This window comes from Pseudoduganella sp. S-14 (assembly GCF_049913285.1).
Lineage (GTDB): Bacteria > Pseudomonadota > Gammaproteobacteria > Burkholderiales > Burkholderiaceae_D > Rugamonas.
In genome coordinates this window covers 3,981,021-4,006,840 of the sequence record NZ_CP183991.1, presented here as the reverse complement: position 1 = coordinate 4,006,840, position 25,820 = coordinate 3,981,021, and the positions used below count along the sequence as shown (strand labels likewise).

24 protein-coding genes and 1 riboswitch are annotated in these 25,820 nt (G+C 61.2%); of the genes, 14 read left to right on the top strand and 10 right to left on the bottom strand.

The features are described 5' to 3' along the window. Positions 1-29 precede the first annotated feature (29 nt). On the bottom strand, positions 30-380 hold the full coding sequence (locus ACN9MZ_RS18225; protein ID WP_426338369.1) for a flagellar hook-basal body complex protein FliE: 351 nt from the start codon (positions 378-380) through the stop codon (positions 30-32). 380 nt (positions 381-760) lie between these two features. Here ACN9MZ_RS18225 and ACN9MZ_RS18220 point away from each other — a divergent pair, with 380 nt between their 5' ends. The 9 genes from ACN9MZ_RS18220 (at position 761) to ACN9MZ_RS18180 (ending at position 7,933) form a co-directional block, all read left to right on the top strand. Next, positions 761-1,615, top strand: a complete 855-nt coding sequence (locus ACN9MZ_RS18220; protein ID WP_426338368.1) for a FliM/FliN family flagellar motor switch protein — start codon at positions 761-763, stop codon at positions 1,613-1,615. A gap of 2 nt (positions 1,616-1,617) precedes the next feature. Beyond that, positions 1,618-1,992 carry a FliM/FliN family flagellar motor switch protein gene (locus tag ACN9MZ_RS18215; RefSeq protein ID WP_426342928.1) on the top strand — a complete coding sequence of 125 codons (375 nt, stop codon included), beginning with the start codon at positions 1,618-1,620 and terminating at the stop codon, positions 1,990-1,992. Then, the gene (gene fliP / locus ACN9MZ_RS18210) at positions 1,989-2,735 is read left to right on the top strand and encodes a flagellar type III secretion system pore protein FliP (protein ID WP_426338367.1); all 747 of its coding nucleotides are present in this window, start codon (positions 1,989-1,991) and stop codon (positions 2,733-2,735) included. The genes ACN9MZ_RS18215 and fliP overlap by 4 nt, the downstream gene beginning before the upstream one ends. An 11-nt stretch (positions 2,736-2,746) precedes the next feature. Next, positions 2,747-3,019 carry a flagellar biosynthesis protein FliQ gene (gene fliQ / locus ACN9MZ_RS18205; RefSeq protein ID WP_055924555.1) on the top strand — a complete coding sequence of 91 codons (273 nt, stop codon included), beginning with the start codon at positions 2,747-2,749 and terminating at the stop codon, positions 3,017-3,019. 6 nt (positions 3,020-3,025) lie between these two features. After that, positions 3,026-3,808, top strand: coding sequence for a flagellar biosynthetic protein FliR (locus tag ACN9MZ_RS18200; RefSeq protein WP_426338366.1), 783 nt, complete (start codon positions 3,026-3,028; stop codon positions 3,806-3,808). Continuing rightward, complete coding sequence (gene flhB, locus ACN9MZ_RS18195) at positions 3,801-4,946, top strand: flagellar type III secretion system protein FlhB (RefSeq protein ID WP_426338365.1); 1,146 nt, start codon at positions 3,801-3,803, stop codon at positions 4,944-4,946. Before ACN9MZ_RS18200 ends, flhB begins: the two co-directional genes overlap by 8 nt. Then, positions 4,943-7,036 carry a flagellar biosynthesis protein FlhA gene (locus tag ACN9MZ_RS18190; protein ID WP_426338364.1) on the top strand — a complete coding sequence of 698 codons (2,094 nt, stop codon included), beginning with the start codon at positions 4,943-4,945 and terminating at the stop codon, positions 7,034-7,036. The genes flhB and ACN9MZ_RS18190 overlap by 4 nt, the downstream gene beginning before the upstream one ends. Positions 7,037-7,247: 211 nt before the next feature. Beyond that, positions 7,248-7,416: riboswitch (FMN riboswitch) on the top strand. Continuing rightward, on the top strand, positions 7,386-7,469 hold the full coding sequence (locus ACN9MZ_RS18185) for a hypothetical protein (RefSeq protein WP_426342927.1): 84 nt from the start codon (positions 7,386-7,388) through the stop codon (positions 7,467-7,469). It overlaps the preceding riboswitch by 31 nt. Further along, positions 7,466-7,933, top strand: coding sequence for a 3,4-dihydroxy-2-butanone-4-phosphate synthase (locus ACN9MZ_RS18180; protein ID WP_426338363.1), 468 nt, complete (start codon positions 7,466-7,468; stop codon positions 7,931-7,933). The genes ACN9MZ_RS18185 and ACN9MZ_RS18180 overlap by 4 nt, the downstream gene beginning before the upstream one ends. A gap of 18 nt (positions 7,934-7,951) precedes the next feature. Here ACN9MZ_RS18180 and ACN9MZ_RS18175 read toward each other — a convergent pair whose 3' ends face one another. From ACN9MZ_RS18175 to ACN9MZ_RS18150, 6 genes are all read right to left on the bottom strand, one after another. Then, positions 7,952-8,653 (bottom strand): aquaporin, encoded by a 702-nt coding sequence (locus ACN9MZ_RS18175; RefSeq protein ID WP_426338362.1) that lies wholly within the window; start codon positions 8,651-8,653, stop codon positions 7,952-7,954. Then, the gene (gene xdhB, locus ACN9MZ_RS18170; RefSeq protein ID WP_426338361.1) at positions 8,650-10,995 is read right to left on the bottom strand and encodes a xanthine dehydrogenase molybdopterin binding subunit; all 2,346 of its coding nucleotides are present in this window, start codon (positions 10,993-10,995) and stop codon (positions 8,650-8,652) included. Before xdhB ends, ACN9MZ_RS18175 begins: the two co-directional genes overlap by 4 nt. Beyond that, positions 10,992-12,479 (bottom strand): xanthine dehydrogenase small subunit, encoded by a 1,488-nt coding sequence (gene xdhA / locus ACN9MZ_RS18165; protein ID WP_426338360.1) that lies wholly within the window; start codon positions 12,477-12,479, stop codon positions 10,992-10,994. Before xdhA ends, xdhB begins: the two co-directional genes overlap by 4 nt. Before the next feature lie 17 nt (positions 12,480-12,496). Beyond that, complete coding sequence (locus tag ACN9MZ_RS18160) at positions 12,497-13,798, bottom strand: NCS2 family permease (RefSeq protein WP_426338359.1); 1,302 nt, start codon at positions 13,796-13,798, stop codon at positions 12,497-12,499. Between the two features lie 145 nt (positions 13,799-13,943). Next, complete coding sequence (locus tag ACN9MZ_RS18155) at positions 13,944-15,695, bottom strand: allantoate amidohydrolase (protein ID WP_426338358.1); 1,752 nt, start codon at positions 15,693-15,695, stop codon at positions 13,944-13,946. Between the two features lie 130 nt (positions 15,696-15,825). Continuing rightward, a complete protein-coding gene (locus tag ACN9MZ_RS18150) occupies positions 15,826-16,761 on the bottom strand; it encodes a LysR family transcriptional regulator (RefSeq protein ID WP_426342926.1) in 936 nt (311 codons plus the stop codon). A gap of 232 nt (positions 16,762-16,993) precedes the next feature. Here ACN9MZ_RS18150 and ACN9MZ_RS18145 point away from each other — a divergent pair, with 232 nt between their 5' ends. The 4 genes from ACN9MZ_RS18145 to ACN9MZ_RS18130 all read left to right on the top strand — a co-directional run bounded on the left by ACN9MZ_RS18145 (position 16,994) and on the right by ACN9MZ_RS18130 (position 21,532). Further along, positions 16,994-18,247, top strand: coding sequence for a urate hydroxylase PuuD (locus tag ACN9MZ_RS18145; protein WP_426338357.1), 1,254 nt, complete (start codon positions 16,994-16,996; stop codon positions 18,245-18,247). Positions 18,248-18,257: 10 nt separating this feature from the next. Next, entirely contained in the window at positions 18,258-19,880 is a 1,623-nt protein-coding gene (locus tag ACN9MZ_RS18140) for an HAL/PAL/TAL family ammonia-lyase (RefSeq protein ID WP_426338356.1), read from the top strand. Between the two features lie 254 nt (positions 19,881-20,134). Next, on the top strand, positions 20,135-21,031 hold the full coding sequence (locus ACN9MZ_RS18135) for a hypothetical protein (RefSeq protein WP_426338355.1): 897 nt from the start codon (positions 20,135-20,137) through the stop codon (positions 21,029-21,031). 123 nt (positions 21,032-21,154) lie between these two features. Further along, on the top strand, positions 21,155-21,532 hold the full coding sequence (locus ACN9MZ_RS18130) for a DUF3060 domain-containing protein (RefSeq protein ID WP_426162025.1): 378 nt from the start codon (positions 21,155-21,157) through the stop codon (positions 21,530-21,532). Positions 21,533-21,560: 28 nt separating this feature from the next. On the opposite strand, the gene ACN9MZ_RS18125 is transcribed toward ACN9MZ_RS18130, so the two are convergent. The 3 genes from ACN9MZ_RS18125 to ACN9MZ_RS18115 form a co-directional block, all read right to left on the bottom strand. After that, positions 21,561-22,937, bottom strand: a complete 1,377-nt coding sequence (locus tag ACN9MZ_RS18125) for an 8-oxoguanine deaminase (RefSeq protein WP_426338354.1) — start codon at positions 22,935-22,937, stop codon at positions 21,561-21,563. Positions 22,938-23,049: 112 nt separating this feature from the next. After that, the gene (locus ACN9MZ_RS18120) at positions 23,050-24,402 is read right to left on the bottom strand and encodes a nucleobase:cation symporter-2 family protein (RefSeq protein WP_426338353.1); all 1,353 of its coding nucleotides are present in this window, start codon (positions 24,400-24,402) and stop codon (positions 23,050-23,052) included. 108 nt (positions 24,403-24,510) lie between these two features. Further along, a complete protein-coding gene (locus tag ACN9MZ_RS18115; protein ID WP_426338352.1) occupies positions 24,511-25,332 on the bottom strand; it encodes an outer envelope protein in 822 nt (273 codons plus the stop codon). Between the two features lie 129 nt (positions 25,333-25,461). Between ACN9MZ_RS18115 and uraH the strand changes: the two genes are divergently transcribed. After that, complete coding sequence (gene uraH / locus ACN9MZ_RS18110) at positions 25,462-25,815, top strand: hydroxyisourate hydrolase (protein ID WP_426338351.1); 354 nt, start codon at positions 25,462-25,464, stop codon at positions 25,813-25,815. Positions 25,816-25,820 lie beyond the last annotated feature (5 nt).

The following is a 25,820-nucleotide window of genomic DNA, read 5'->3' as shown; positions in this document are numbered from 1 at the left end:
CTTTCGAGAGGGAAGGCGGAAACTACAGATTACAGCGGAAGCTTGATCAATTCATCGACCGCACCCATCACCTTGTTGCGCACCTGCATCAACATCTGGAACGACAGGCTGGCTTCCTGGCTGGCCAGCATGGCGCCCACCAGGTCGTCGCTGCGGCCGGCGTCGACATCGGCCATCTTTTGACCGGCGTCAACGTCTTGTCCATTGACGCCGGCAATCGCGTCTTGCATGGTTTGGGCAAAGGAGAAGGTCGCGCCGGACTGGGGCGCATTGAACTGGGCCGCAGGCGCAATGAGGTTGGCGTGCTGCGTGAGCTCGGCGGCCGCATTGTTCAGGGATGCCAGGTCGGCCTTGATCAGGCCAGCGAATTCATTTGCCATTGTTCACCTCAGGTTGTTTGCTTCACGCTGCTTGTTGTATCTGCAACAAGGTTAACTTCCCGTTATTAACCAACAATCTGGTTGAAATGTTAAATGGTGCCGTACGGGAACATGCAGTGTATCCCGTTTTCCAGTACGCAACAAGCGCTTGTGAAACGCAAAACTTCTTATAAATCATGCACTAAGGATAGTTTTTGCAATCAACTGGTGTTACCTTGCAATAATGAAGCTTACTACCGGGAAACTTTTATGTAAAGACTTTTTGACCGCCGAGGTACTTGATTCATGGCAATACTGAGGGATTTGAGTTATTCTACGCTTCCAAGATCATCCTGAGCGCAGAACTTTGCGATAGGATTGCAGCAGACGGATGGCCAACTATGACAACCTCTCAAAGCACTGTGCAATACGAAGTACTTGACCCTTGCTTGCTGGGGCGGCCGGTGCACCGGCTGCCTGAGTTTGCCGCGCAGTTGCGCGAAGACCTGGCCCAGGCCATGCGCCTGAATGTGCACCGCCGTTACTGGGGCACGTTCCAGGTGGACGATGTTTCCTTCTGCCGCCTCGACGGCAGCGAAGCGCGCCAGCGCTGGCTGGGCTTTGCAGCGCCTTCCGGGCAACTCGGTTTCGCCCTCGAGCGTAAGATACTGCTAGGCGTATTGAATTACCGTTACGGGCGCGCCACCCGCGCCGATGCCGCTGTTGACGAACAGGCAGTGCGAGTTACCGCTACCGAGGAACGCCTGGCTGTGGTTCTGGGGCAACAGCTGGTGAGCATTCTGGCAGCGCGAATTGAAAGTAACCTGCCTGCAAGCGGGCGCGAACTTGGCGAAGAGGAAAGCATCAAGGCCAGCAGCGCCGCCCAGCCCGGCAAAGGCAGCTGGGTGATCACCGTTTCGCTGAGCGATGGCGAACTGCAGGGCAAGGCCTGGTTCGCGCTGGACAAGCAAGTGATGGGCAGTGTGCTGGCCGGCCTGATGCCGGAGCGCGATGCCGGCAAGAAGGGCAGCAAGAATCCAGGGCCGCTGGCGGCGCGGCTCCAGGTTGGCCTGAGCGGCCGGCTGGTTTCCAAGGAAACCACGCTGGGCGCCATGTTCGACCTGCGTGTGGGCGATGTCATCCCGATCAGCCTGCACAGGGCAGACGTCATGCTCGAAGAATCCCGCCTGTTTACAGCTGCGGTCACTGAGCACAAGGGCAAACTCTGCTTAACCTCTTTTGAAGATTCCGAATGAACATGATGAATAACCCGAACGGTTCCAACGACTCCATGCTGGACGATATGTCGGAAGAAATGATCATCGACCAGGGAGCGCAGGATTTGAGCGACGTGCCGGCGCCGCGTGCCGGCCGGCGCGACCTGCCTGCCATGATGCGCAAGATTCCCGTCACGCTGACGCTGGAGGTCGGCTCGGCCCGCCTGTCGTTGCAAGACCTGATGCAGATCGGCCCGGACAGCGTGGTGGAACTCGACATGCTTGCCGGGGAACCGCTGACCATCAAGGTCAACGGCACCGCGATCGGCCGCGCCGAGGTGGTGGTGGCCGGCGAAAATTACGGCCTCAAGGTCATCGATCTGGACGGGTTGAACCTCGACATGATGGCGCCATGACCGTGCGCCGCCTGGTGCCCGGCCTGGCGGCCGGGGCAGTGCTGCTATGTGTCTGCGCGCCGGCGTGGGCCCAGGATTTGCTGGCCGGGGTGGTCCCTGGCGCCAAGACCGACTTGTCGGTGAAGATGCAGATCCTGATCATCATGACCCTGCTGGGCCTGTTGCCCATCATGGTCATGATGATGACCAGCTTTACCCGTTTCGTGATCGTGCTGTCGCTGCTGCGGCAGGCCCTCGGCCTGCAGCAGGGCTTGCCCAACCGTATCATCACCGGCGTGGCGCTGATCCTGACCCTGCTGGTCATGAAGCCGATCGGCGACGCGGTGTGGCGCGATGCCTTCGTGCCCTACGACCAGGACAAGATCGGCCTGCAGGATGCGCTGAAGATTGCCGAGAAGCCGATTTCGCGCTTCATGCTGGCCCAGACCAGCAAGGCTTCGCTCAAGCAGATCGCCCACCTTGCCGGCGAAGACGCGGTCAGCAATCCTGCCGACCATGGGTTTACCGTCAAGCTGGCGGCGTTTGTCTTGTCTGAATTGAAGACGGCCTTCCAGATCGGTTGCCTGCTGTTCATTCCCTTCCTGATCATCGACCTGGTGGTATCGTCGGTGCTGATGGCGATGGGGATGATGATGCTGTCGCCGCTGGTGATTTCGCTGCCGTTCAAGCTGCTGCTGTTCGTGCTGGTGGATGGCTGGACATTGACTGTCAATACGCTCGTGACGAGCGTACAGGCCTATTAGGTGACAACGCGATGCTGACGCCCGACGTGGCCGTCGACCTGATCGTCGAGGCCCTGCATATCGTAATGATCATGGTCATGGTGCTGGTGGTGCCAGGGCTGGTGGCGGGCCTGCTGGTGGCGCTGGTGCAGGCCGCGACGCAAATCAATGAGCAAACGCTGAGCTTCCTGCCGCGCCTGCTGGTAACCCTGCTTGCCATTGTCCTGACGGGACGCTGGATGTCCAGCTACCTGATGGATTATTGCGTCTCGATATTCCAGCGCGCGGCAACACTGGTGGGGTAGCGGGCCATGGAACAGGTCCTGGCAAACCTCCTGGTGTGGCTGACGGCAATCTGGTGGCCTTTCGTGCGCTGCATGGCCATGCTGAGCGCGGCGCCGGTGCTGGGCGAGATGATGGTGCCGGTCACGGTGCGGCTGCTGGTGTCGCTGGTGCTGGCAATCATCCTGCTGCCGGTGACGCAGGGGCAGATGGTGCAGGGCATCGACCCGATTTCCGTGCAGGGGATCGCGGTTACGCTGGAGCAGGCGGTGATTGGCGGCGCGATCGGGCTGGCATTCCATTTTTCGATGTCGGTGATCGGCGTGCTGGGTTACCTGGTGTCGAGCCAGGTCGGCTTTTCGATGGCGGTGATGAATGACCCGCTGAACGGCGCTTCGTCGGACGTGGTGTCGGCGCTGCTGACCATGCTGGCCATTGTCGTCTTCTTTTCGATTGACGGCCACCTGGTGCTGGCCGGCGTGATCGGGCAAAGCTTCAAGGCCTGGCCGCTGGGCGGAGGCTATTCGGCGCTGCTGCTGCAGGCGGTAGCCTGGAATGTGGCATGGGTCTTTTCGGCTGCCATGCTGCTGGCGATCCCGGTGGTGTTTTCGGCGCTGGTGGTGCAGCTCGGATTCGGTTTCCTGAACCGCGTGGCGCCGACGCTGAACCTGTTTGCGCTGGGCTTTTCGGTGATCACCATTTTCGGCCTGCTGATGCTGGGCCAGGTGGTGCGCTTCATCCCGCAGCATTACATCCGCATGTCGACGCGCGTGCTCGACATGATCCAGCAACAGATGGTGCCACATGGCTGACGACAGCGGCGGCGACAAGTCAGAGAAGGCTTCAGCGCAGAAGCTGAAGAAATCCCGCCAGGAAGGCCAGGTGGTGCGTTCGCGCGACCTGGCCACGGCGATCGGCATCCTGGTGTCGCTCAAGTTATTCGTGTACATGCTGCCGGACTATTTGATGGATTTCCGCGAAATCTTCCACCAGGCCTTCGCGCCGCTGGAAGGCGAGGGGACTTTGGACAACGTGATGAGTACGGTCTGGCTCAGTTCCGCCCTGCTGCTGGTGAAGATGGTGCTGCCTTTATTCGTGGTGCCGCTGTTTGTCGTGCTGGGCGCCATGGTGCCGGGCGGCTGGGTGATGAGCGCCAAGAACCTGCAGCCCAAGTTCGAGCGCTTCAACCCCGTCACCAACCTGGGGCGGCTGTTTTCGAAGAAGCATGGCTTCGAGCTGCTGGTGTCGATCGGCAAGGCTGCGGTGCTGGGCTGGGTGCTGGTGCACATAGGCACCAGCACGGTCAACGAGTACACCCGGCTGCAGGGCCTGGGCCTGAATGAAGCCATGATCGCGGGCGCCAACCAGATGCTGAACGGCGTGATGACCATGGTTGCCGTGTTCATCATCTTCGCCATCATCGACGTGCCGGCCCAGGCTTACTTCTTCGCCGAGCAGCAGAAGATGTCCAAGCAGGAGCTGAAGGAAGAGTACAAGTCGCAGGAAGGCCGGCCGGAAGTGCGCCAGCGCATCCGCCAGCTGCAGCGCGCCCTGGCCGAACGCTCCGCGCGCAAGATCGTGCCTGGCGCCGATGTGGTGATCGTCAATCCGGAGCACTACGCGGTGGCGCTCAAATACGACGAACAGCGCGCCGAGGCGCCATTCGTGCTGGCCAAGGGCGTCGACGAGATGGCGCTGTACATCAAGCGCCTGGCGCAGGAGCACGGAATTGAAGTGCTATCGCTGCCGCCCTTGGCGCGCGCAATCTACAATACCAGTCAGGTCAACCAGCAGATTCCCGTGCAGTTGTACCAGGCTGTTTCCATGGTCCTGCATTATGTGCTGCAGTTGAGGGCGTTCCGAGAAGGGCGCCGTCCATCGCAGCCAAATCCGCTGGAAGCGGGGCAGGTACCGGTTCCAACTTCCATGAGTGAGGCAGCAACGACATGAATTTCCTGAAGGGCTTGTTCGCAGAAGCGGGACGCCACAAACTCGCCACGCCGGTATTCCTGCTGGCGATCCTGGCGATGATCATCCTGCCATTGCCGCCTATCCTGCTGGATGTCCTGTTCACCTTCAATATCGTCCTGGCGCTGATCGTGATCCTGGTCAGCGTGAACGCCAAGCGCCCGCTGGACTTCTCGGTTTTCCCGACGGTGATCCTGGCCACCACACTGATGCGGCTGACGCTGAACGTGGCCTCGACCCGCGTCGTGCTGCTGCATGGCCACCAGGGCACCGACGCTGCCGGTAAGGTGATCGAAGCGTTTGGACAGGTGGTCATTGGCGGCAATTACGTGGTCGGCATGGTGGTGTTCGTGATCCTGATGATCATCAACTTCGCCGTGGTGACCAAGGGCGCCGAGCGTATTTCCGAGGTGTCGGCGCGCTTCACCCTGGATGCCTTGCCCGGCAAGCAGATGGCGATCGACGCCGATCTGAATGCGGGCCTGATCAACCAGGAAAAAGCGATACAGCGCCGCAAGGAAGTGGCGACGGAAGCAGACTTCTACGGCGCCATGGACGGCGCCGCCAAGTTCGTGCGCGGCGATGCGGTTGCGTCGATCCTGATCCTGATCATCAATATCGTCGGCGGTGTCGCCATCGGTACCGTGATGCAGGACATGAGCTTTGGCGATGCTTTCAAGCAGTATGCCCTGCTGACCATCGGTGACGGCCTGGTGGCGCAGATCCCGGCGCTGCTGCTGTCGGCTGCCGCAGCGATCATTGTGACCCGCGTGTCGGAGTCGGAAGGCACGGACTTCGAGGCCCAGGTGGGCCAGCAGCTGCTGGCATCGCCGAACGTGCTGTTCAGCGCGGCAGCCGTGATGGTCATCATCGGCCTGGTGCCGGGCATGCCGAAACTGAGTTTCCTCACCTTTGCCGCTGTGCTGGCCTATGCAGGCTGGCGGCTGTATCAGCGGCAGGGCGCGCCGGTGGTCGATAATATCGCTGCCATCGAGGCTGCGCTGCGCGAAGAAAAGGTGCCGGAGCTGGAATGGCAATCGCTGCCCGTGGTGCAGCCGCTCCAGGTGTCGCTGGGCTACAAGCTGGTGGGCATGATCGACAAGGCGCATGGCGAGGTGCTGACCAAGCGCCTGCGCGGCGTGCGCCAGAGCCTGTCCGAGGCGATGGGCATGGTCCTGCCGCAGATTAATGTGCGCGATGACCTGGGGTTGAAACCGTCGCAGTATGCGGTGGTGCTGGGCGGTTCCACGATTGCGCTGGCCGAAGTGTTTGCCGACCGCCTGATGGCAATCCCGTCGCCGAACGTCTATGGCCAGATCGATGGTATCCCTGGCGTGGAGCCGGCTTATGGCATGCCGGTGACCTGGATCGAGAGTAAGGACAAGGCCCACGCGCTGGGACTGGGCTACCAGGTGGTGGAAGCGCCAAGCGCCATCGCGACCCATGTATCGAAGCTGATTCGCGAGTACCTGCCCGAGCTGTTCCGTCATGAAGACGTCGCGGCGCTGATGGAACGCCTGACTGCCTTGTCGCCGAAGCTGGCCGGTTCGCTGGACAAGGCGCTGACGCATACCCAGCTGCTGCGCGTGTTCCGCGTGCTGTTGCAGGAGTCGGTGTCGCTCAAGGATATCGTGCCGATTGCGACCACCTTGCTCGATTCGTCCGAGACCACCAAGGACCCGATCCTGCTGGCGGCCGAGGTGCGGTGCGCGCTGCGGCGCCAGATCGTGTCCGGCCTGTTCGGGCAGAAGACCGAGATGCTGGCCTTTAACCTGGGCGGCGAGCTGGAAAACATGCTGCTTGGCTCGCTGAACCAGGCGCGCCAGAGCGGCAAGGTGGTGCTCGATAACTACCCGATCGACCCGCACCTGCTGGCGCAGCTGCAGGTGAATATGCCGGTGGCGCGCGAGCAGATGAAGCAGCAGGCGACGCCGCCTTTGCTGCTGGTGCTGCCGCAGATCCGGCCGCTGCTGGCGCGCTACGCCCGCTTGTTCGCACCGGGCCTGCATGTACTGTCGTATAACGAGGTGCCGGAGAACCGCGAGGTTTCCATTATCGGTACGGTCGGCTAAAACCGGCATGCCCCGGTCAGACCCAAGGGCCAGATACTGTACGGTCTCCAGGTCCCGGGTCTGGTTGTGCGCCGTTGACTTTCGACGAGGATCAATGCCAATCTACCCAACGCGCGGCCCGAAGACCGTACAGGGTCCGACCCTTGGGTCGTACCCTGGTTTACCGGTTTTGCTGGTAGAATCCCAGCGCCTGCAAAGTGCAGGCAAATAATTACGTCTTCGGGGCGGGGTGCAATTCCCCACCGGCGGTGAGAACGGCAACGTTCAAGCCCGCGAGCGCCTGCCTGGCTGGATAGGGCAGGGTCAGCAGACCTGGTGTGACTCCAGGGCCGACGGTATCCCAGTCATCTTGCTGGACGACTTCGACCGCGAGAACGAAGCCGACCTGATTGCCGCCACCGATCGCCTGACGGTCGAAACCATGGCCCTATGATCCCCGAATGCAGCGGCATCGTCTGCCTGTGCCTTACTGCGGAAAAAGTGCGTGAGCTCGAACTGCCACCGATGGCCGCCGAAAACGGCAGCAAGTACGGCACCCCGTTCACGGTCTCGATCGAGGCACGCCACGGCGTGACAACCGGAGTATCGGCCGCTGACCGTGTCACGACCATCCGCGCCGCCGTGGCGCCTGGCGCACGCCCGGAAGACATGGTGCGGCCCGGCCACGTCTTCCCGCTGCGCGCCACGCCAGGCGGTGTCCTGATGCGCGCCGGCCACACCGAAGGCTCGGTCGACCTGGCCAGCATGGCTGGCCTGTCGCCATCGGCCGTGCTGTGCGAGCTGATGAATCCGGACGGCACCATGATGCGTGGCGATGCCATCGAGCAGTTCGCGCAACTGCATGGCATGCCGATCCTCACCATCGCCGAATTGATTGAGTGGCGAAAACGCAGCTAATTTCCAGTAACGGAACGGTCAATTGGTCGACGCGCGGCGCACGTCCGGTTCACGCTCTCGAAGTTTCGCTGGACTGTGCAGCCAGGTGGCGAGAACAGTCGCTGCCATTGCGCCGAGCAATTGGGCGGCGACGTAGCCGGGTACATCTGCAAAGCGTATGCCAGCACCCGTATCCGTCGCGGCCCGGGCCAAGGTAAGGGCAGGGTTGGCGAACGAGCTCGATGCGGTGAACCAGTAAGCGGAAGCGATGTAGGCAGCGACGGCAAACGGCGTCAATGCGGGCCGGCTGCGTGCGCAGCCGCTGATTACGAAAATCAGGCCGAAGCTTGCCATGAACTCGCTCCACCACAGCGCTGCACCGCCTCTTGGGTGGGTCGCCAGGGCAAACAACGGTTCGCCGAACATCGCGTGCGCAGCGGCAATGCCGGCGAACGCCCCGAAAACCTGCGCCGCCACATAGGGGAGCGTATCGCTCCACTCCATGCCGCCTTGCCAGGCTTCCGACAGCGTGACGACCGGGTTGAAATGGGCGCCGGAGATCGCGCCGAACGCCAGGATCAGCGCCAACAGGCCGGCGGCGCTGGCGACTGAATTGGCGAACAAGGCGATTGCGGCATTGCCGCCTGCCAGGCGGTCGGCCATGATGGCGGAGCCCACCACCATGGCCAGCAACAGCGCCGTGCCAAGGCCTTCTGCGGCAAGGCGTCGCGCGAGCGTCATGCCTGGGCGCGAACGGCGTCTACCGCGTCGAGGATGGCTTCGCCGGTGGCAGGTGCGCGTAGTGGCGGGTTGATGCGGTAGTCGCCGACCGAGGCGACGGCGTCGCGAATGGCCAGGAGGACGGAGAAGGGCAGCAGCAGCGGCGGTTCGCCGACCGCTTTGGAGCGGTGGATACTGTCGAACGGGTTGCGGTTCTTGAACAGGCGTACGTTGAAGTCTTCCGGGCAGTCGGATACGGCGGGGATCTTGTAGGTCGACGGTGCGTGCGTCATCAGCTTGCCCTGCTGGTTCCACCACAATTCCTCGGTTGTCAGCCAGCCCATGCCCTGCATGAATGCGCCTTCCACCTGGCCGACGTCGATGGCAGGATTCAAGGAATTGCCGGCGTCATACAGGCAGTCGGCCTTCAGCAGCTTCCATTCGCCGGTCAGGGTGTCGACGATGACTTCGGATACCGAGGCGCCGTAGGCGTAATAGCCGAAGGGATTGCCGCTCATGGTCTCGCGGTCCCAGCTCAGGCCAGGCGTGGCGTAGAAGCCGTCGGACCACAACTGCACGCGCGCCAGGTAGGCTTTCTGCACAAGGTCGGCGAACGGGATCACGGTTTCGCCCGCGAACACGGTGCCGTTGGCGAGGATGATTTCTTCCGCCGCTACGCCGAACGACTTTGCTGCGAAATCCACCAGGCGCCTGCGCAGCGTGTGCGCGGCATCCTGCGCGGCCTTGCCGTTCAGGTCTGCGCCGGTCGAGGCGGCGGTGGCGGAGGTATTGGCAACCTTGCTGGTATCGGTGGCGGAAGCGCGTACGCTGGACAGCGGAATCCCCAGCTCATGCGCCACCACCTGGCAAACCTTGGTGTTGATGCCTTGGCCCATTTCGGTGCCGCCGTGGTTCACCAGCACCGAGCCGTCGACATAGATGTGCACCAGCGCGCCAGCCTGATTGAAGTGCGTGACGTTGAAGGCGATGCCGAATTTCACGGGCGTCAGCGCCAGGCCCTTCTTCAGCACCGGGCTGCTGGTGTTGAAGGCGCGGATGGCTTCGCGGCGGGTGCGGTAGGCGGTCTCGCTTTCCAATTGCGCTACCAGCTCGTGGATGACGTTGTCCGTCACCTTCTGGCCGTATTGCGTGATATTGCGGCCTTCCTCGTCGTTGCGGCCGTAGAAGTTCAGCTTGCGTACGTCCAGGGCGTCCTTGCCGAGATTGCGGGCGATTTCATCGAGGATGTATTCGATGGCGATGGCCCCTTGCGGTCCGCCGAAGCCGCGGAAGGCGGTATTCGACTGCGTGTTGGTCTTGCCGGCCATGGCGCGGATGTCCACGTCCGACAGGTAGTAGGTATTGTCGAAGTGGCAGATGGCGCGCGTTGCCACTGGTGCCGACAGGTCGGCCGAGAAGCCGGCGCGCGTCACCATCTGCACTTTGGCGGCGGTGATCAGGCCCTGGTTGTCGTAGCCGATCTCGTACTCGTAGTAGAAGCAGTGGCGCTTGCCGGTGACCATCATGTCGTCGTCGCGGTCGGCACGCAGCTTTACCGGGCGTTTCAGCCGCGCGGCGCTGACTGCTGCGCAGGCGGCCCATAGTGCGGACTGGGATTCCTTGCCGCCAAAACCACCGCCCATGCGCCGGCATTCCACCACCACTGCATGCGACGGACAGCTCAGCGCGTGCGACACCACGTGCTGCATTTCGGTCGGGTGCTGGGTGGAGCAGTAGACGTGCATTCCGTTGCCTTCCTTGGGAATGGCATACGAGATCTGGCCTTCCAGGTAGAACTGCTCCTGGCCACCGACGTGCAGCTTGCCTTTCAGGATATTCGGGGAGCGCGCGAACGCCGCCTGCGCGTCGCCCCGCGTCAGGCGCATTGGCGGCACCACGAACGATTCGGCGTCGCGCGCGGCTTGCGGCGTCAGGATGGCTGGCAGTTCTTCGTACTGGATATCGGCCTTGCGGGCGGCGCGGCGTGCGTTGTCGTGGGTGTCGGCTACCACGATGAAGATCGGCTGGCCGACGTATTCCACCTTTTCCTCGGCGAGGATCGGGTCGTCGTGGATGATCGGGCCGCAATCGTTGGTGCCGGGGATGTCCTTCCAGGTGTACACGGCGGCCACGCCTGGCATAGCTTTCACCGGCTCCAGGTTGAGCGACAGGATGCGTGCGTGGGCCTTGGCAGACAGGCCCAGCGCAGCGTGCAGCGTGCCTTGCGCCTCGGGGATGTCGTTGGTGTAGACGGCTTCGCCGAGCACGTGCAGGATGGCCGATTCGTGCGGATGGCTCTGGCCCACTTCGGACCAGCCCTTGGCGGCGCCGAGCGTCATGAACTGTTCGGACTTGCTGTTCATGCGGCGGCTCCTTCCTTGAATGCGTAAGCATTGACGTAAGTGCTTGGTATGGCGTCTTCCGGGCGGGTCTCCATCCAGAAGCGGCGCAGCAGGTTTTGTGCAGTGCGCATGCGGTAATTGGCGGAGGCGCGCATGTCCGTCAGCGGCGTGTAGTCGCGTGCCAGGGCGTCCATGCCCGCGCGCAAAGTGGCCTCGTGCCACGGCTGGCCATTGATGGCTGCTTCGGCCTGTGGTGCCCGGCGCGAAGTCGCTGCCATGCCGCCGTAGGCGATGCGGGCGTTGCAAACTATGCCGTCGTCGAAGTCGAGCGAGAAGGCGGCGCACACGGCGGAGATATCCTGGTCGTAGCGTTTGGCCAGCTTGTAGGTGCGGAACTGCTGGCCGATGCGCGGCTGCGGAATGCGCACAGCTTCCACGAACTCGCCCGCTTGCCAGTCCTTCTTCATGTAATCGAGGTAGAAGTCCTGCAGCAGCAGGATGCGCTGGCCTTTGTCGGAACGCAGTACGATCTCTGCGCCGAGCACGATCATCCATGGCGCGGAATCGCCGATCGGCGAACCGTTGGCTACGCTGCCGCCCAGTGTGCCGGTGCTGCGGATCGGCTGCGAGGCGAAGCGCTGCCACAGTTCATGCAGCGAGTCGTTCGGATAGAGTTCCAGCACAGCTTTGTAGGCGTCGTCCAGCGCAACGGCAGCGCCGATTTCCAGCATGCCGTCGACGCTGGCGATGCGGTGCAGTTCCGGCACCTGGCGCGTGTAGATCACGTCGCCCAGGTTGCGCATTTGCTTGGTGACCCACAGGCCGACGTCGGTCGAGCCGGCAAGGATGGTGGCGGTCGGCTTGGCCGCGCGCAGGGCAGTCATTTCAGCCAGGGTGCGCGGTGCGTGGAACGTCTGGCCGTCGTGGGTGTAGCTGAACATGGTATCTCGTTGCAGGTCTTGCAGGACTGCCTTCAGTGCGTCGCGGTCGAAACTGACCGCCGGCAACTCGCCCATGCGGGCGGCTGCATCAATAATCGGGCGGTAGCCCGTGCAGCGGCACAGGTTACCGGACAATGTCTCGTCGATCGTTTTGCGGCATGGCGGCGCAGCCTGGCCTTCCTGCTTCAGGTACAGGCTCCAGAGCGACATGGCGAAACCAGGAGTACAGAAACCGCATTGGGAGCCATGGCATTCCACCAGCGCTTCCTGCACCGGGTGCAGGCCGCCGTCCGGCTGTTTCAGGTCTTCCACCGTAAACACCGCCTTGCCGTCCAGGGTTGGCAGGAACTGGATGCACGAATTCACGTTGCGCATTTCCAGCTCGCCATCCACCAGCGAGCCGATCACCACGGTGCAGGCGCCGCAGTCGCCTTCGGCGCAGCCCTCCTTGGTGCCGGTGCAGTGCAGGTCTTCCCGCAGGTGTTGCAGCACGGTGCGGGTGGGGGCGGCGGAATCGACTTCCTGCACGCGCCCCTGGTAGAAGAAACGAATCGGTTGGGACATCTTTGCTACTCCTTGCTTCATCCTGCGATGTAAATTGTTTTAAACAGGAACACACCTGCGACACACCAGATCATGGCGCTGACTTCTTTGTACTTGCCGGTCAACAGTTTCAGGGCGGCGTAGCTGATGAAGCCCAGTGCCAGGCCGTTGGCGATCGAATAGGTGAATGGCATGACCAGCGCGGTGACTACTGCCGGTACGCTTTCCGTGGTTTCGGACCAGTTGATCTCCGACATTTCGCGCAGCATCAGGCAAGCGACGAAGAACAGCGCTGGCGCGGTAGCGTATGCCGGTACCACGCCGGCCAGCGGCGCGATGAACAGGGCGGCCAGGAACAGCAGGGCCACGATAACCGCGGTCAGGCCGGTACGGCCGCCTGCCTGCACGCCTGCCGCGCTTTCGATGAAAGCGGTGGTGCTCGAGGTTCCCATGACGGAGCCGGCGATAATGGCGCCGGAATCGGCCAGCAGTGCCTTGTTCATGTTGGGCGGCAGCTTGCCGTCTTTCATCAGGCCGGCGCGCTGCGCCACGCCCATCAGGGTGCCGGTGGCGTCGAACAGCTCGACCAGGAAGAACACCAGCACCACGTTGAACAGGCCGTGCGAGACGGCGCCCATGATGTCCAGTTCGAAAGCGGTCGGGGAAATCGAAGGCGGTGCCGAGACGATGCCGTGAAAAGCATTGCCACCGAAGAAGAAGCTCAGCACGGTCACAGCCATGATGCCGATCAGCAGGGCGCCGGTGATCTTCAGGCGATCCAGGGCGACGATGACGAGGAAGCCGACGATGGCCAGCACCGGGGCTGGCTTATGCAGGTCGCCCATGGTGACGAAGGTGGCAGGGCTGGAGACCACGATGCCAGCGTTCTTCAGCGAGATCAGCGCCAGGAACAGGCCGACACCAGCCGGAATCGCGATACGCAGCGAGGCCGGAATGGCATTCATGATTTTTTCACGGATGCGCAGCAGGCTGACGATCATGAAGCAGCAGCCGGAGATGAACACCGCGCCCAGGGCGGCTTGCCATGGAAAGCCCATGCCTGCCACCACGCCGTAGGCAAAGTAGGCGTTCAAGCCCATGCCGGGAGCCAGGCCGATAGGGAAGTTGGCGTACAGGCCCATGATCAGGGTGCCGACGGCCGCCGCCACGCAGGTGGCCACAAAGACCGAGTCTTTCGGCATGCCGGCGTCGCCGAGGATGGAAGGGTTGACGAAGATAATGTACGCCATCGTCAGGAAGGTGGTAATGCCAGCCAGCACCTCGGTGCGCACGTCGGTGCCGTGCTCGCCGAGCTTGAAATAGTTGTCCAGGAATTGCATTTGGGTTGTCTCCGTTTAGTTTTTTGCGCCCGAAATCCCGCCTCTCCGGGCGGGCAAATATGGCGGCGTTGCGCTGCTTGTTTTAACAATATCGTTGAAGGTCTCCTTTTCCGCTTATATGCCGGGACATATTGGCTATCTTGATTTACGTATAGTTGCGCAGGAAGCTCAGCAGGATGCGCGCCGACAGGTCGGCGTCATCGTCCGTCATGGTCTCCAGCGGGTTGTGGCTGATGCCGCCGTTGCCGCAGCGGGTGAACAGCATGGCGACGTCGGTGACGCGCGCCATCAGCATGGCATCGTGGCCGGCGCCGGAAGCGAGGTGGAAGGCGGGAATGCCGTTCCGCTCCACTGCTGCTGCCAGCTGCTCCATCAGGCGCGGCGCGCATGGCGCGCAATCGGCGGCAACGGTTTGTTCGATCTGGTACGTAATGTGGCGCTTTTCGCACACTTTCTCGATGTGGGCGAGGATGTCGTCCACGGCGCCATCGCGCGCGGTGTTGTCGGCGGCGCGGATATCGAGCGATAGGGTGCAGGCGCCCGGAATCACATTGGTGGAACCGTTAGGCACCTGCAACTGGCCGACGGTGCCGACCAGGGCGGATTCCTGATCCTGTGCGCAGCGCTGTTCCACGTACAGGATGATCTCGGCTGCGGCAGCGGCGGCGTCCTTGCGCATAGGCATAGGCGTGGTGCCGGCGTGGCTGGCGACGCCTTTCAGCTCGACCAGGTAACGCTTGCTGCCCGCAATGGAGGTCACCACGCCTACCGGCAGGCCGCGCTCCAGCAATACCGGGCCTTGTTCGATATGCACTTCGACGAAACCAAGCAGGTCGGACGGATCGCGGGCAATGCCGGCAATCGCGTTGAAGTCATGGTCGGCATCGGTCAGCACGTCGCGCAGCAGCTGGCCGTCGCGGTCGCGAAGGTCCAGCAGCTTTGGGTCGAACTGGCCGATCACGGCGCTGCTGCCGAGGAAGGTGCTCTTGAAACGCACACCTTCTTCTTCTGCAAAGCCGATCACCTCAAGATGAAACGGCAGCGTTTCGCCGGTTTCATGCAGGTGCTTGACCACGGCGATGGCGGTCAGGATGCCCTGCCGCCCGTCGTACTTGCCGCCATTGCGCACCGTGTCGTAGTGCGAGCCGGTCAGCAGCGTGCGCGCCTGCGGATCGGTGGACAGGTAGCGGCCAACCACGTTGCCGACCGCGTCGACGTGGGCATGCATGCCGGCTTCGCGCATCCACTTGGCCAGTTGGTTGGCGGTGCGGCGGTGGACCGGCGTCATGTAGGTGCAGGTGAGGCCTTGCTCGTCTTCGCTCATCGCGCCGATTTCTTCGGCCCATTCCATGATGTCGCGGCCCATGTGCGGGACGTAGGAGAGGAGTGCGTTCAGGCGCATTTCGGCGATGCGGTGGATCTGGCGCAAGGCCTCGCGCAGTTCGTCGTCGGCCTGGTTGCGCAGGCGGCGGCGGAAGGCGGCAATGATGGCCTGGCGCGACAGGCCTTTGCCGTCGCCGCCCTTGACCGCCAGGATGAAGGGAAAGCCGAATTTGCTGTTGTAGGCGGCATTCAGCTCCTGCAGCGCGGCGAATTCTTCCTTGGTGCACAGGTTCAGGCCAGCCCTGGCTTGTTCGCTGGTGGATTCTGGGGTCAGTTCACCCGCAACGGCGGCTTTGCCGGCCAGCTCCGGGTGGGCGCGGATCAGGCCCAGTTGTTGGTCTGTGCTGGCGTCCGTGACGACTTTTTGCAGGCCGAGTTTCAGCTCATCGATGGTACGGAACGGGCGCAGTGCGGCGGCGCGCTGGGGAATCCACGGGGAATGCTCGTACAGGCCGTGCAGGATCTCGGTAAATGTGTCTGCGTCGCAGGTGTTCAGTCGCTTCAGGCTCGTCATCGTGCTTCGGGCCGCCTGGCGACGACCCGCTCCAAGTAAAGTGTTCTGGGGAATAGCGAATTGATCATAGAGGCCCGGCAGGCGGGAGATATAACGCTGGGCCGATAAGCGCTACTAGCTGGTGCGATAGTTATTTCACCAGCAGGCGGGCGGCAGCGCTGACCTGGGCGCGCAGCCACTTATGCTCGGTGGCGTGGTGGGCGCGCTCGTGCCATAGCTGGTAGAAGCTCAATGGCGGGAAATCCAGCGGCACTTTGTACGACTTCAGGCCAAGCAGGTTTTCGTAGAAGCTGGCGAATTGTTTGCCAGCCGTCAAAACTAAATCTGTCTGCTGCACGATGTAGGGCAGCATGCGGAAGTGTGCCGATTCCACAACAATATTGCGCTCCATATCGCGCTCCTCGAGGAAGGAATCGATGTTGCCATGGTAGCCGGGCAGGATCTGGGCCGGGGCGACGTGGGGCAGGGTGAGGTATTCCTCGGGCGTCATGCCGTCCTTCGGGGTGCGACGGGCGTAGGCGCTGTTGGCGCGCATCAGGCATACGATCGGGTCGTCGAACAGCTTGGAAATGTGCAGGTGCTGCGGCGGTTCGTCCCAGTTGCCGACCACCAGGTCGAGGTCGCCGTCCGACAGCAGCCGTACGTAATCGATGTCCGGTCCCAGCGAATGGATCACCAGCCGGCTGCGCGGCGATTCGCGACGCAGCCGGGCGATCACCTCGGTAAAGAACTGGGTGTTCATGTAGTCCGGCGCGGCGATATGAAAGGTGCGCGCCTCGTCTTGCGGCACAAATGCCGTCTTGGGGCTGAACAGGCTCTCGGTTTCGTCGAGGATGCGCTTGGCGGTCTTGAGCAGGCTCTCGCCGTGTTGCGTCGGCACCATGCCGCGGCCGCCGCGCACCAGCAGGGGATCGCCGGTCAGGTCGCGCAGCTTGCGCAGGGAGCCGGAAATGGAGGGTTGCGGCTGGTTCAGTTTAAGGGCCACGCGCGATACGTTTTTCTCCACCAGCAGCAGGTAGAGGATACGGATCAGGTGGATGTCTAAGTGTTCTGGCAATCTGGACATCATGGTCTCCGAATATTATTTATTTAGATTTATCCATGAGAGGTTCGCACCTTCCAAGGCGCGAAACTATATCTCCAGGACTATGCGAGTTATATAGGAAATGGAAGGTCTCCCGCGCCCGCAACCGATATCGTTCCATCCACGCAGGTCGTAGCGGCGGCGGTATAACGACCGTTTGGTTCATCTGAAGTGCCCGCCAGAGGCAGGTGAACGGACTTAATGGATAAAAATCATGGAGACTTTATTCGGCCCTTACGGGGTGGAATGGCTTAATTTGCTGGTTCGCTGGCTGCACCTGATCACCGGCATCGCCTGGATTGGCGCCTCGTTTTACTTTGTCTGGCTGGACAATTCGATCCGTCCGCCCAAGCCTGGCAGCCCGCTTGCCAAGAAGGGCGTGATGGGCGAGCTGTGGGCCGTGCACGGCGGCGGCTTCTATAACCCGCAAAAATACCTGGTTGCGCCGGATGAGTTGCCGGAAGACCTGCACTGGTTCAAGTGGGAAGCCTATGCCACCTGGCTGAGCGGCTTTGCCATGCTGTTCATCGTCTACTACTTCAACGCTTCGGCGATGATGATCGATAAGAACGTGGCGGACCTGACCTCGCTGCAAGCCGTGGCGGTGGGCCTCGGCACGCTGGCAGGCGGCTGGCTGGTGTACGACACGCTGTGCAAGACCGCGCTGGCTGAAAAGCCCGCCGTGCTGGGTACCGTGATGTTCGTGCTGATTGTCGGCGCGGCTTATGTACTGACCCATACCTTGAGCGGCCGTGCAGCCTACATCCACGTCGGCGCCATGATCGGCACCATGATGGTCGGTAACGTGCTGTTCGTGATCATCCCTGGCCAGCGCAAGCTGGTGGATGCGATGGCCAAGGGCGAATCGCCTGACCCGATTTATGGCAAGCGCGCCAAGGTGCGTTCGGTTCACAACAACTACTTCACGCTGCCTGTGTTGCTGATCATGATCAGCAACCATTACGCCATGACTTACAGCCACGCTTACAGCTGGCTGGTGCTGGCCGCCATCATGGCTGCTGGCGTGCTGATTCGCCACTTCTTCAACCTGCGCCATGCGGGCAAGGTGTCGCCGGCGTTCCCGATCGCCGGCGTGATCCTGCTGGCCGGCGTGGCGGTGGCAATCGCTCCGGCGCCGCGCAAGGCAGTTGCCGCGCCTGCGACCGTGGCTGCGGCAGCGGATGCCGATGCACACGCTGCGCCGGCCGGCCAGGCCAGCTTGTCCAGCGTGCAGCAAGTTGTGACGCAGCGCTGCGCCTCCTGCCACTCTGCGACGCCAACCCAGGCGGGTTTCGCATCAGCCCCGGGCGGCGTGATGCTCGATACCGAGGCCCAGGTTAAACAGCATGCCGCCAAGATCTACCAGCGCGCGGTGCAGAACAAGGATATGCCGCTGGCAAACATGACCCATATGACCGACGCTGAACGCCAGCTGATCGGTACCTGGTTCGAAACCAGTGCAAATTAAAGGAAGAGAAATGAGCAACGTAACTATCGATGGTTTCAACCTCACTGCCGAAGAAGTCCTGGCCGTGGCGCGCAACGGCGCCAAAGTCGAGCTATCCGCCACTTCGCGCGCGGCGCTGAAGGAAAGCCGCGACTATATCGAATCCACCTGGATGCATGACGAAGCGCCGATGATGTACAGCTTCAATACCGGCGTTGGCCTGCTGAAGGATACGCGTATCAAGGTCGAACACATTGAACTGTTCCAGACGCAGTTGATCAAGGCCCATAGCGGCGGCATCGGCGAACCGTTTTCGGAAGAGGTGAGCCGCGCCACCATGCTGCTGCGCGCAAACGCCTTCGCCAGCAACTACTCGGCGCCGCGCGTGGAAGTAGTGGAGCGCCTGCTGGCATTCATCAACGCCGGCATCCATCCAATCATGCCGCAGAAAGGTTCCGTAGGCGCATCCGGCGACCTGGCGCCGCTGGCTTACCTGGCGGCAGCCATCGCCGGCTTCGATGAGGCGGAAGTGATGTACAAGGGCCAGCGCATGCCTGCTGCCGAAGCGATTACGCACGCCGAGGTCGGCCCGGTAAAGTTCGATCTCAAGGCCAAGGACGCCTCGGCACTGATCAATGGCTGCACCGCCTCGCTGGCCGTAGCCGTGCTGGCGGCCAAGGATGCACGCGACCTCCTGACTGATGCCTGCCTGTCGCTGGGCCTGACGCTGGAAGCCATGCGTGCGGAAATGTCGGCCTTCGACCCGCGCATCCAGCAGGCGCGCCCGCATCCTGGCCAGATCAAGACTGCATCGGTCGTGCGCAAGCTGCTGAAGGGTTCCACCCGCACCACGCATGAGGCACGTGCCGTCCAGTTTCCCGACGAACTGCGACGCACCGACATTCCCTACACCCCGCGTATCCAGGACGTGTACTCATTGCGCTGCACGCCGCAAGTCTACGGTCCCGTGTTCGATGCGCTGGACTACATTGACACCATTGTAAAGAACGAGATCAATTCGGCCACCGATAATCCTCTGATTTTCGGCAAGGATGGCGGCGGCTTCGAGATCATCTCGGGCGGTAATTTCCACGGCCAGTACCTGGCGCAGGCAATGGATTTGCTGGCCATGGCGATCACGGACCTGGGCAGCATCTGTGAGCGCCGCGTGGCGCGTCTGATCGATCCAACGCTGTCGTGGGGCCTGCCGCGCAACCTGATGTCGGGCCTGCGCGGCGTGAACACCGGCTATCCGGTCGTGCAATGCTCGCTCAGCTCCCTGGTGATGGAAAACCGCACGCTATCGATGCCGGGCAGCGTGGATTCCATCCCATCCAAAGCCAACAGCGAAGACCACATCTCCAACTCCACTTGGTGCGCACGCAAGGCCCACACCGTGGTGCAGAACACGCAGTACATCGTCGGCGTGGAAATGCTGCTGGCCGCGCAGGCGTTGACCATGACCGAGCACCTGCTGCCGGGCTTCAAGCTGGGCGAGGGCACGCAAGCGGCTTATGACGAGATCCGCAAGCAGATCCCGGCTTGCCTGGACGGCGACCGCTGGTTCCATAACGACATCCAGGTGGCGCACAGCTTTGTGACCAGTGGCTCGGTACGTGAGGCAGTGAGTGCAAAGGTCGGTGAATTCATTTAAACCTCGCTGACTTAAAAAATGAAGATGGCCCGCGAGGGCCATTTTCATTGGAGCCGTCCTGGCTTGTTTTCAAAATTGCAAGATGGTAAGCTGCGAAAAATTCCGGAGCGAGTCAAGAAATGAACAGGTCCTTTTCGTTGGCATCGGCAATCACCGCAGTGACCATATATGCGTCCGCGACGACTCATTGTTCTGCGGCGCTTCCCCTGTGCGGAAGCATTTCGACTGATGCGAAAAAGGTATCTCTCGCTTCCATGGATATCAAAACGCAGGTCTATTTTACGCACCGCGAAGGGTCGCTCTTCAAAACAGACCTGGCAAACCAGGGCAGCAAGCGCCTGGCTGAACATGAATTTGCGAACGGCGTGAACATGACGCAATCTTCGGATGGCCGCTGGATAAGCTATCTGGGCGTGCGTGCTGGGGGAACGAGAATGCAGTATTGGCTGCTTGACCGGCATGCCAATTCCAACCGCCTCGTCTACGAACAGCCCTCGCTGGGAGCGTCTTCCCCCTCATTCTCACCGGACAGCAAGTACCTCGTCATCGGGGTATCTGCTGGCCTCTTCCTTTTCGATACAGCGACACTGAAGCGGACGAAATTGACGCTGCCGGTTTCCATTCCGGTAAAAGAAATAATGACATTGACCAGATGGTCAAAAGACAGCACCGAGTTGCTGATTCTGGTGCGCAGCAACCTTCATAATGGACATGAAGTCCCGTTTGAGTTCCTCTCTTATCGGCCGGCGTCGAACTCGTTCGAGAAACTCGCCGCCAAGTACGAATCGAACAGCGGACATTCGTTCATACGAAACGGTCGGGAGATTCCCGCTTTCGAGGATCTGGTCCCGCGCTCATCTTATGCACCCAAAGCGGAAAGTTCTCGAGGTGGGACATGGCACGCGTTTGTCGAAAACAAAGCTGATTCAGAACCGCATGTGCTCAAACTTCGGAACCGCAATGGCAAGATCAAGACAGTCGCCAGCATACTGGGTGCCAGCTGTGGACGGATGCTCATCTCTGGCTGGCTTGATGAAGACCATCTCGTTATCAGGCACGGTTTCAATGAATTCCTCGTAATTGAAGCGAGCAGCGGCAATATCGCGGAGCTTCCCGAGGAGTTGAAAGCCTCCGAGAAATTTACCTGGTAACTTGAGTTTCGCCCTGATCTGGTGGCGCAGGACATTGCCACTTTCGGTATCGTTTTCTATTGTACGCGCCGGTATCCAGCATTTCCATAGAATTACATTTTTCATAATTTAGTGAGAGTTTGTATGATTCGGAAAATGCTTAAAATCACAGCTTCCACCGTTGTGTTGATCTCAATGTCCAATGCTTGCGCACAGGAAGATGCAGTCGGCGAGGTTGAGGTGACCGATACGCTGATCAGCATCAGCGGCAGTGGCCATCAGCGTACGTTTGCTTGCGATGGACGGAAACTCGAGGTCGTCGGTACTGGGCATGTCGTGACCACCACTGGGGTGTGCAGCGAAGTTGAGATCCTGGGCGTCGGCAACGTTGTCAATACCGAGGTGAAGCCCAAAGGGCGTCTCAGCATCACTGGTACAGATCACACGGTCCGTTGGAAATCCGAAGGCAAGATTGCGCAAAGCGTCACCGGGACCGGGCACCGGATCAGCCGCGTCAAATAGCCGGGATTCCCTGCCGCCCGGCCGCCGTTCATGCGATCCTTCGCGTTCCTGCCGCCAAGGCCAGGTTGGCTGCCAAATGGTTATGACGTTCGATCACCAATGGCAGGTCGATCGTCTGCAAGATCCCGTTTTTCACTACGAGCTTTCCGTTGATGATGCTGTAATTAACATTTGCCGGGGTGCAGAAAACGAGTGCCGCTACCGGGTCGTGCAGGGCGCCGGCAAAGCTTGGCTGGTTCAGCTTGAACATGACGATATCTGCGGACATGCCGGGCTTGAGGGCGCCGATATCGTCGCGGTTCAGGACTTTGGCGCCGCCCAAAGTCGCCAGCTCCAGCGCCTGGCGGGCAGTCATCGCGTCCGGGCCAAAGCCGACCCGTTGCAGCAGCATGGCCTGGCGCACTTCCCCCAGCATATGGGCGCCGTCGTTTGATGCGGAGCCATCGACGCCCAGGCCAACCGGCACGCCGGCATCGACCATTTTGCGGATCGGGGCGATGCCTGAGGCCAGGCGCATGTTGGAGCATGGGCAGTGCGCGACGCCGGTGCCTGTCTTTGCGAACATGTAGACGCCCTCGTCATCCAGCTGCACGCAGTGCGCGTGCCAGACGTCACGGCCTACCCAGCCGCAGTCTTCGGCGTATTCGGCCGGAGTCATGTTGAACTTCTCGCGGCTGTACGCAATGTCATTGACGTTTTCTGCCAGGTGGGTGTGCAGTGATACGCCGTGGCTGCGTGCAAGTGCAGCGGCCTCCTTCATCAGGTCGCGCGAGACAGAGAACGGGGAGCAGGGCGCTACGACGATGCGCTGCATGGCGTGGCGCGCGGAGTCATGGTAGGTCTCGATCAGGCGTTGCGTGTCGCGCAGGATCGCTTTTTCATCCTCGACTACGCTGTCGGGCGGCAGGCCGCCTTTTGACTGGCCTACGCTCATTGCGCCGCGCGCGGCATGGAAGCGCATGCCAATTTTGGCAGCGGCTTCGATACTGTCGTCCAGCCTGCAGTCGTTTGGGTAGATATACAGGTGGTCGCTGCTGGTGGTGCAGCCGGACAGGATCAGCTCCGACATGGCGGTCAGCGTCGATACGTGCACCATTTCGCTATCCAGGTTGGCCCAGATCGGGTACAGGTTGGTCAGCCAGTTAAACAGCTCGCCGTTCTGCGCCGCTGGGATGACGCGCGTCAGGCTTTGGTACATGTGGTGGTGCGTGTTGACCAGGCCTGGAATCACTACATGGCCTGATGCGTCAATGACTTCGTCTGCCGCTTGCGGCAATTCGGAGGATTGGCCTACTTGTTCGATTACGTTGTTGCGTATGTAAATGGCGCCGTTGTCGATTTCGCGGCGTTGTTCGTCCATGGTGACTACCACGCGCGCGTTCTTGATCAGGAGAGTTTTGCTCATTCAGTTCTTCTCGAAATGATTAAACACTGCGGAAACAATGCGCGGGGCAATGCGGAAACAATGTCAGGGAAAGGTCCGGTCCTGTCACGTGCCTGTGCAGGACCGCGGGAGTTTAGCCGACTTTGGGAATCAGCATCGGCTGCGGTACGTCATCTTCTTCATCCTCGTCATGTTCGGTTACCGGGCGGTCCGGCAGCACCAGGTTCAGCACGACGGCCACGATGGCGGCTGTCGAGATGCCAGAGCCGAAGATTTCGTGCACAAAGGCAGGCAGCTTGGACAACAGTTCGGGCCGAACCGATACCGCCAGGCCGCAGCCAACCGAAACTGCGATGAGCAGGCCGGTGCGCTTGTCATGTTCCACGTTGGACAGCATCTGGACGCCGGCCGCAATAATCATTGCAAACATCATCAGGCCGGCGCCGCCCAACACTGGCTGCGGGATGGTCACGACGACTGCGCCGAGCACGGGGAACAATCCGGCTGCCGCCAGGAACACGCCGGTCAGCGCCACCACGTAGCGGCTGGCGACACCGGTCAGCGAGATGACCCCGACGTTCTGTGCAAAGGTCGAAACCGGTGGAGCGCCCAGCACGGACACGAAGGCTGAACCCAGGCCATCGCACAGCACGCCGCGGCACAGCAGCTTGCCCTTCATCTTGGTATTGGTCGCAGAGCCTAGCGCCATGAAGGTGCCCGTGGTTTCGACGATGGTCACGACGTAAGCCAGAGCCATTGCCAGGATGCCGCTCAGCGGAAAGGTCATGCCGAAGTACAGCGGCTGGGGCACCGCGAACACCGCGGCTTTCTGTACGGCCGAAAAATTCACCAGTCCGAGGCCCAGGCAAACGCAATAGCCGATCACGATGCCAATCACCACCGCGGCTGCGGAAACGATGCCCTTGCCGAATTGCACAAGGGCGATCACGGTCGCCAGCACGAACAAGGCAATGCCAAGGTTGGTCGGATCGCCGTAGTTCGCCCCCGCGTTCTTGCCGCCGGCGGCCCAGTCCACTGCGACAGGAACGAGCGACAGGCCGATCATGGTGACGACCACTGCTGTCACCTGGTGCGGGAACAGCTTGCGGATTTGCGGCATGAAGAAGCTGCCGAGGATCATGATCGCGGAGCCTGCGAGCGAGGAACCGAGTATGCCAGGCACGCCGTGCTCCAGGCCCACGCTGATGGCGGCGCCGACGAAGGCGAAGCTGGTGCCCATCACGCATGGCAGGCGGATGCCGACCCGGCCTACACCTATGCACTGGATGGTGGTGACGATGCCGGAACCGAGGAGGGCGGCGTTGACCAGGGCGACGATCTGGTCGGCAGGAAGCTTCAGGACTGCGCCGACCACCAGCGGGACGGCGATGATGCCCCCAAGGGCGGCCAGCATGTGTTGGGCGGCGAGGAGGGCGGTTGTGATTGGTGGTGGACGGTCGTCCACCTGGTATAGCAGGTTGTTCATGGTGTCTCCGTTTTAGGATTTTTGTCTGAACTACTTTTTCCGGTGCTATCCGGCATGCCGCTGCGGGTCAGTTTAGGGGACGGCTTGAAAGCCGCGCCCCTGCATCAATCAGAAATGGTACTCCGCGCGGATCATCGGGGTTTTTGCCGTGCTGCCGGGGATATTATGCGGATTCCCGAACTTGTTGCGCCAGTATTGGTATTCCAGCCCGACTTTGAAGCTGTTTGGCTTGGCGCCCACGTGGCCGCTCAGGTCATACATCACCTGCGCGTCGATGTTCACCTCTGGAGAAGTCTGGCCGCCGAATTCGTCCTTGCCCTTGTTGCCGATCCAGTTGGCGTAGCCTTCAAAGCTGAAGCCCGATCCGAGAGGAATGCCCCAGGCGGCATTCAGCATGGCGTGCGTGTCGTATTTGTAGCGCTTGGCGACGCCCAGCGGCTGGTTGCTCTCCCACATGCCTAGCAGGCTCACATTCAGGAATCCCGGCACGTCCAGCATCAGGGTTGTGCCGGCAACGATCATGCGCTTGCGCGAGTTGTAGCTGTCGTCGTTCTTGGTGTTCCAGTCGAAGCCTGCGGTGAAGCCTACGCCGCGCACTGGGCCGAACTTGAAGTCCTTGCCGCTCACTTTACCCAGGTCCAGGGTGTGGCGGTACAACAGGTAGGCTTCGTGCGCGTTATTGTCCTTGCTGTCGGAACGCAGGAAGTCCAGGTTCATGTAGTTGCCGCCGTATTTGTAGCCGTCGACATAGGTCCAGTTCAGGATCTGCTTGTTGATGTCGTTCGGATTGTACGGCTCTGCGAATTTGCTGCCGTAGCGGTAGCCAATCGAAGTGTCGCTCCAGTCGGCGGCGCTGGCTTGCTGCGCGCCCATCGACAGGGCCAGGACAGCGATGGTGCCCGCTGCCGCTACGCGTAATGCTTGCTGCATGGTGTCTCCTGTATTTTTTGATATGGAGTCCTGATTATGTCCGTGCACGTCATGGTTGATATTCACCACCGTGTATATATCGCAATGGCCTGGCGTATATGATTTTCTTCATTCACAAGAGGAGACCATATGGGCAAACTGAGTACACACGTCCTGGATATCACGCAGGGCAAGCCGGGCGCGGGGGTGAAAGTGAAGCTTTTCCGCGTTGAGGGAAACTCAAAAGTGTTGTTGAAGACCGACACCACCAACCTGGACGGGCGCTGCCAAACGCCTTTGCTGACGGGCGGCGAGGTCGTGGCGGGTAAATACGAACTGGTTTTTGCGGCCGGCGATTACTTTGCTGCGCAAGGCGTGGCATTGCCTGAGCCGCGCTTCGTAGACGAGGTGGTCATCGCCTTCGGCATTGCGGACGCCGATGCGAACTACCACGTGCCAATCGTGGTGTCGCCTTGGGCATATTCGACGTACCGCGGCAGCTAGGAAAG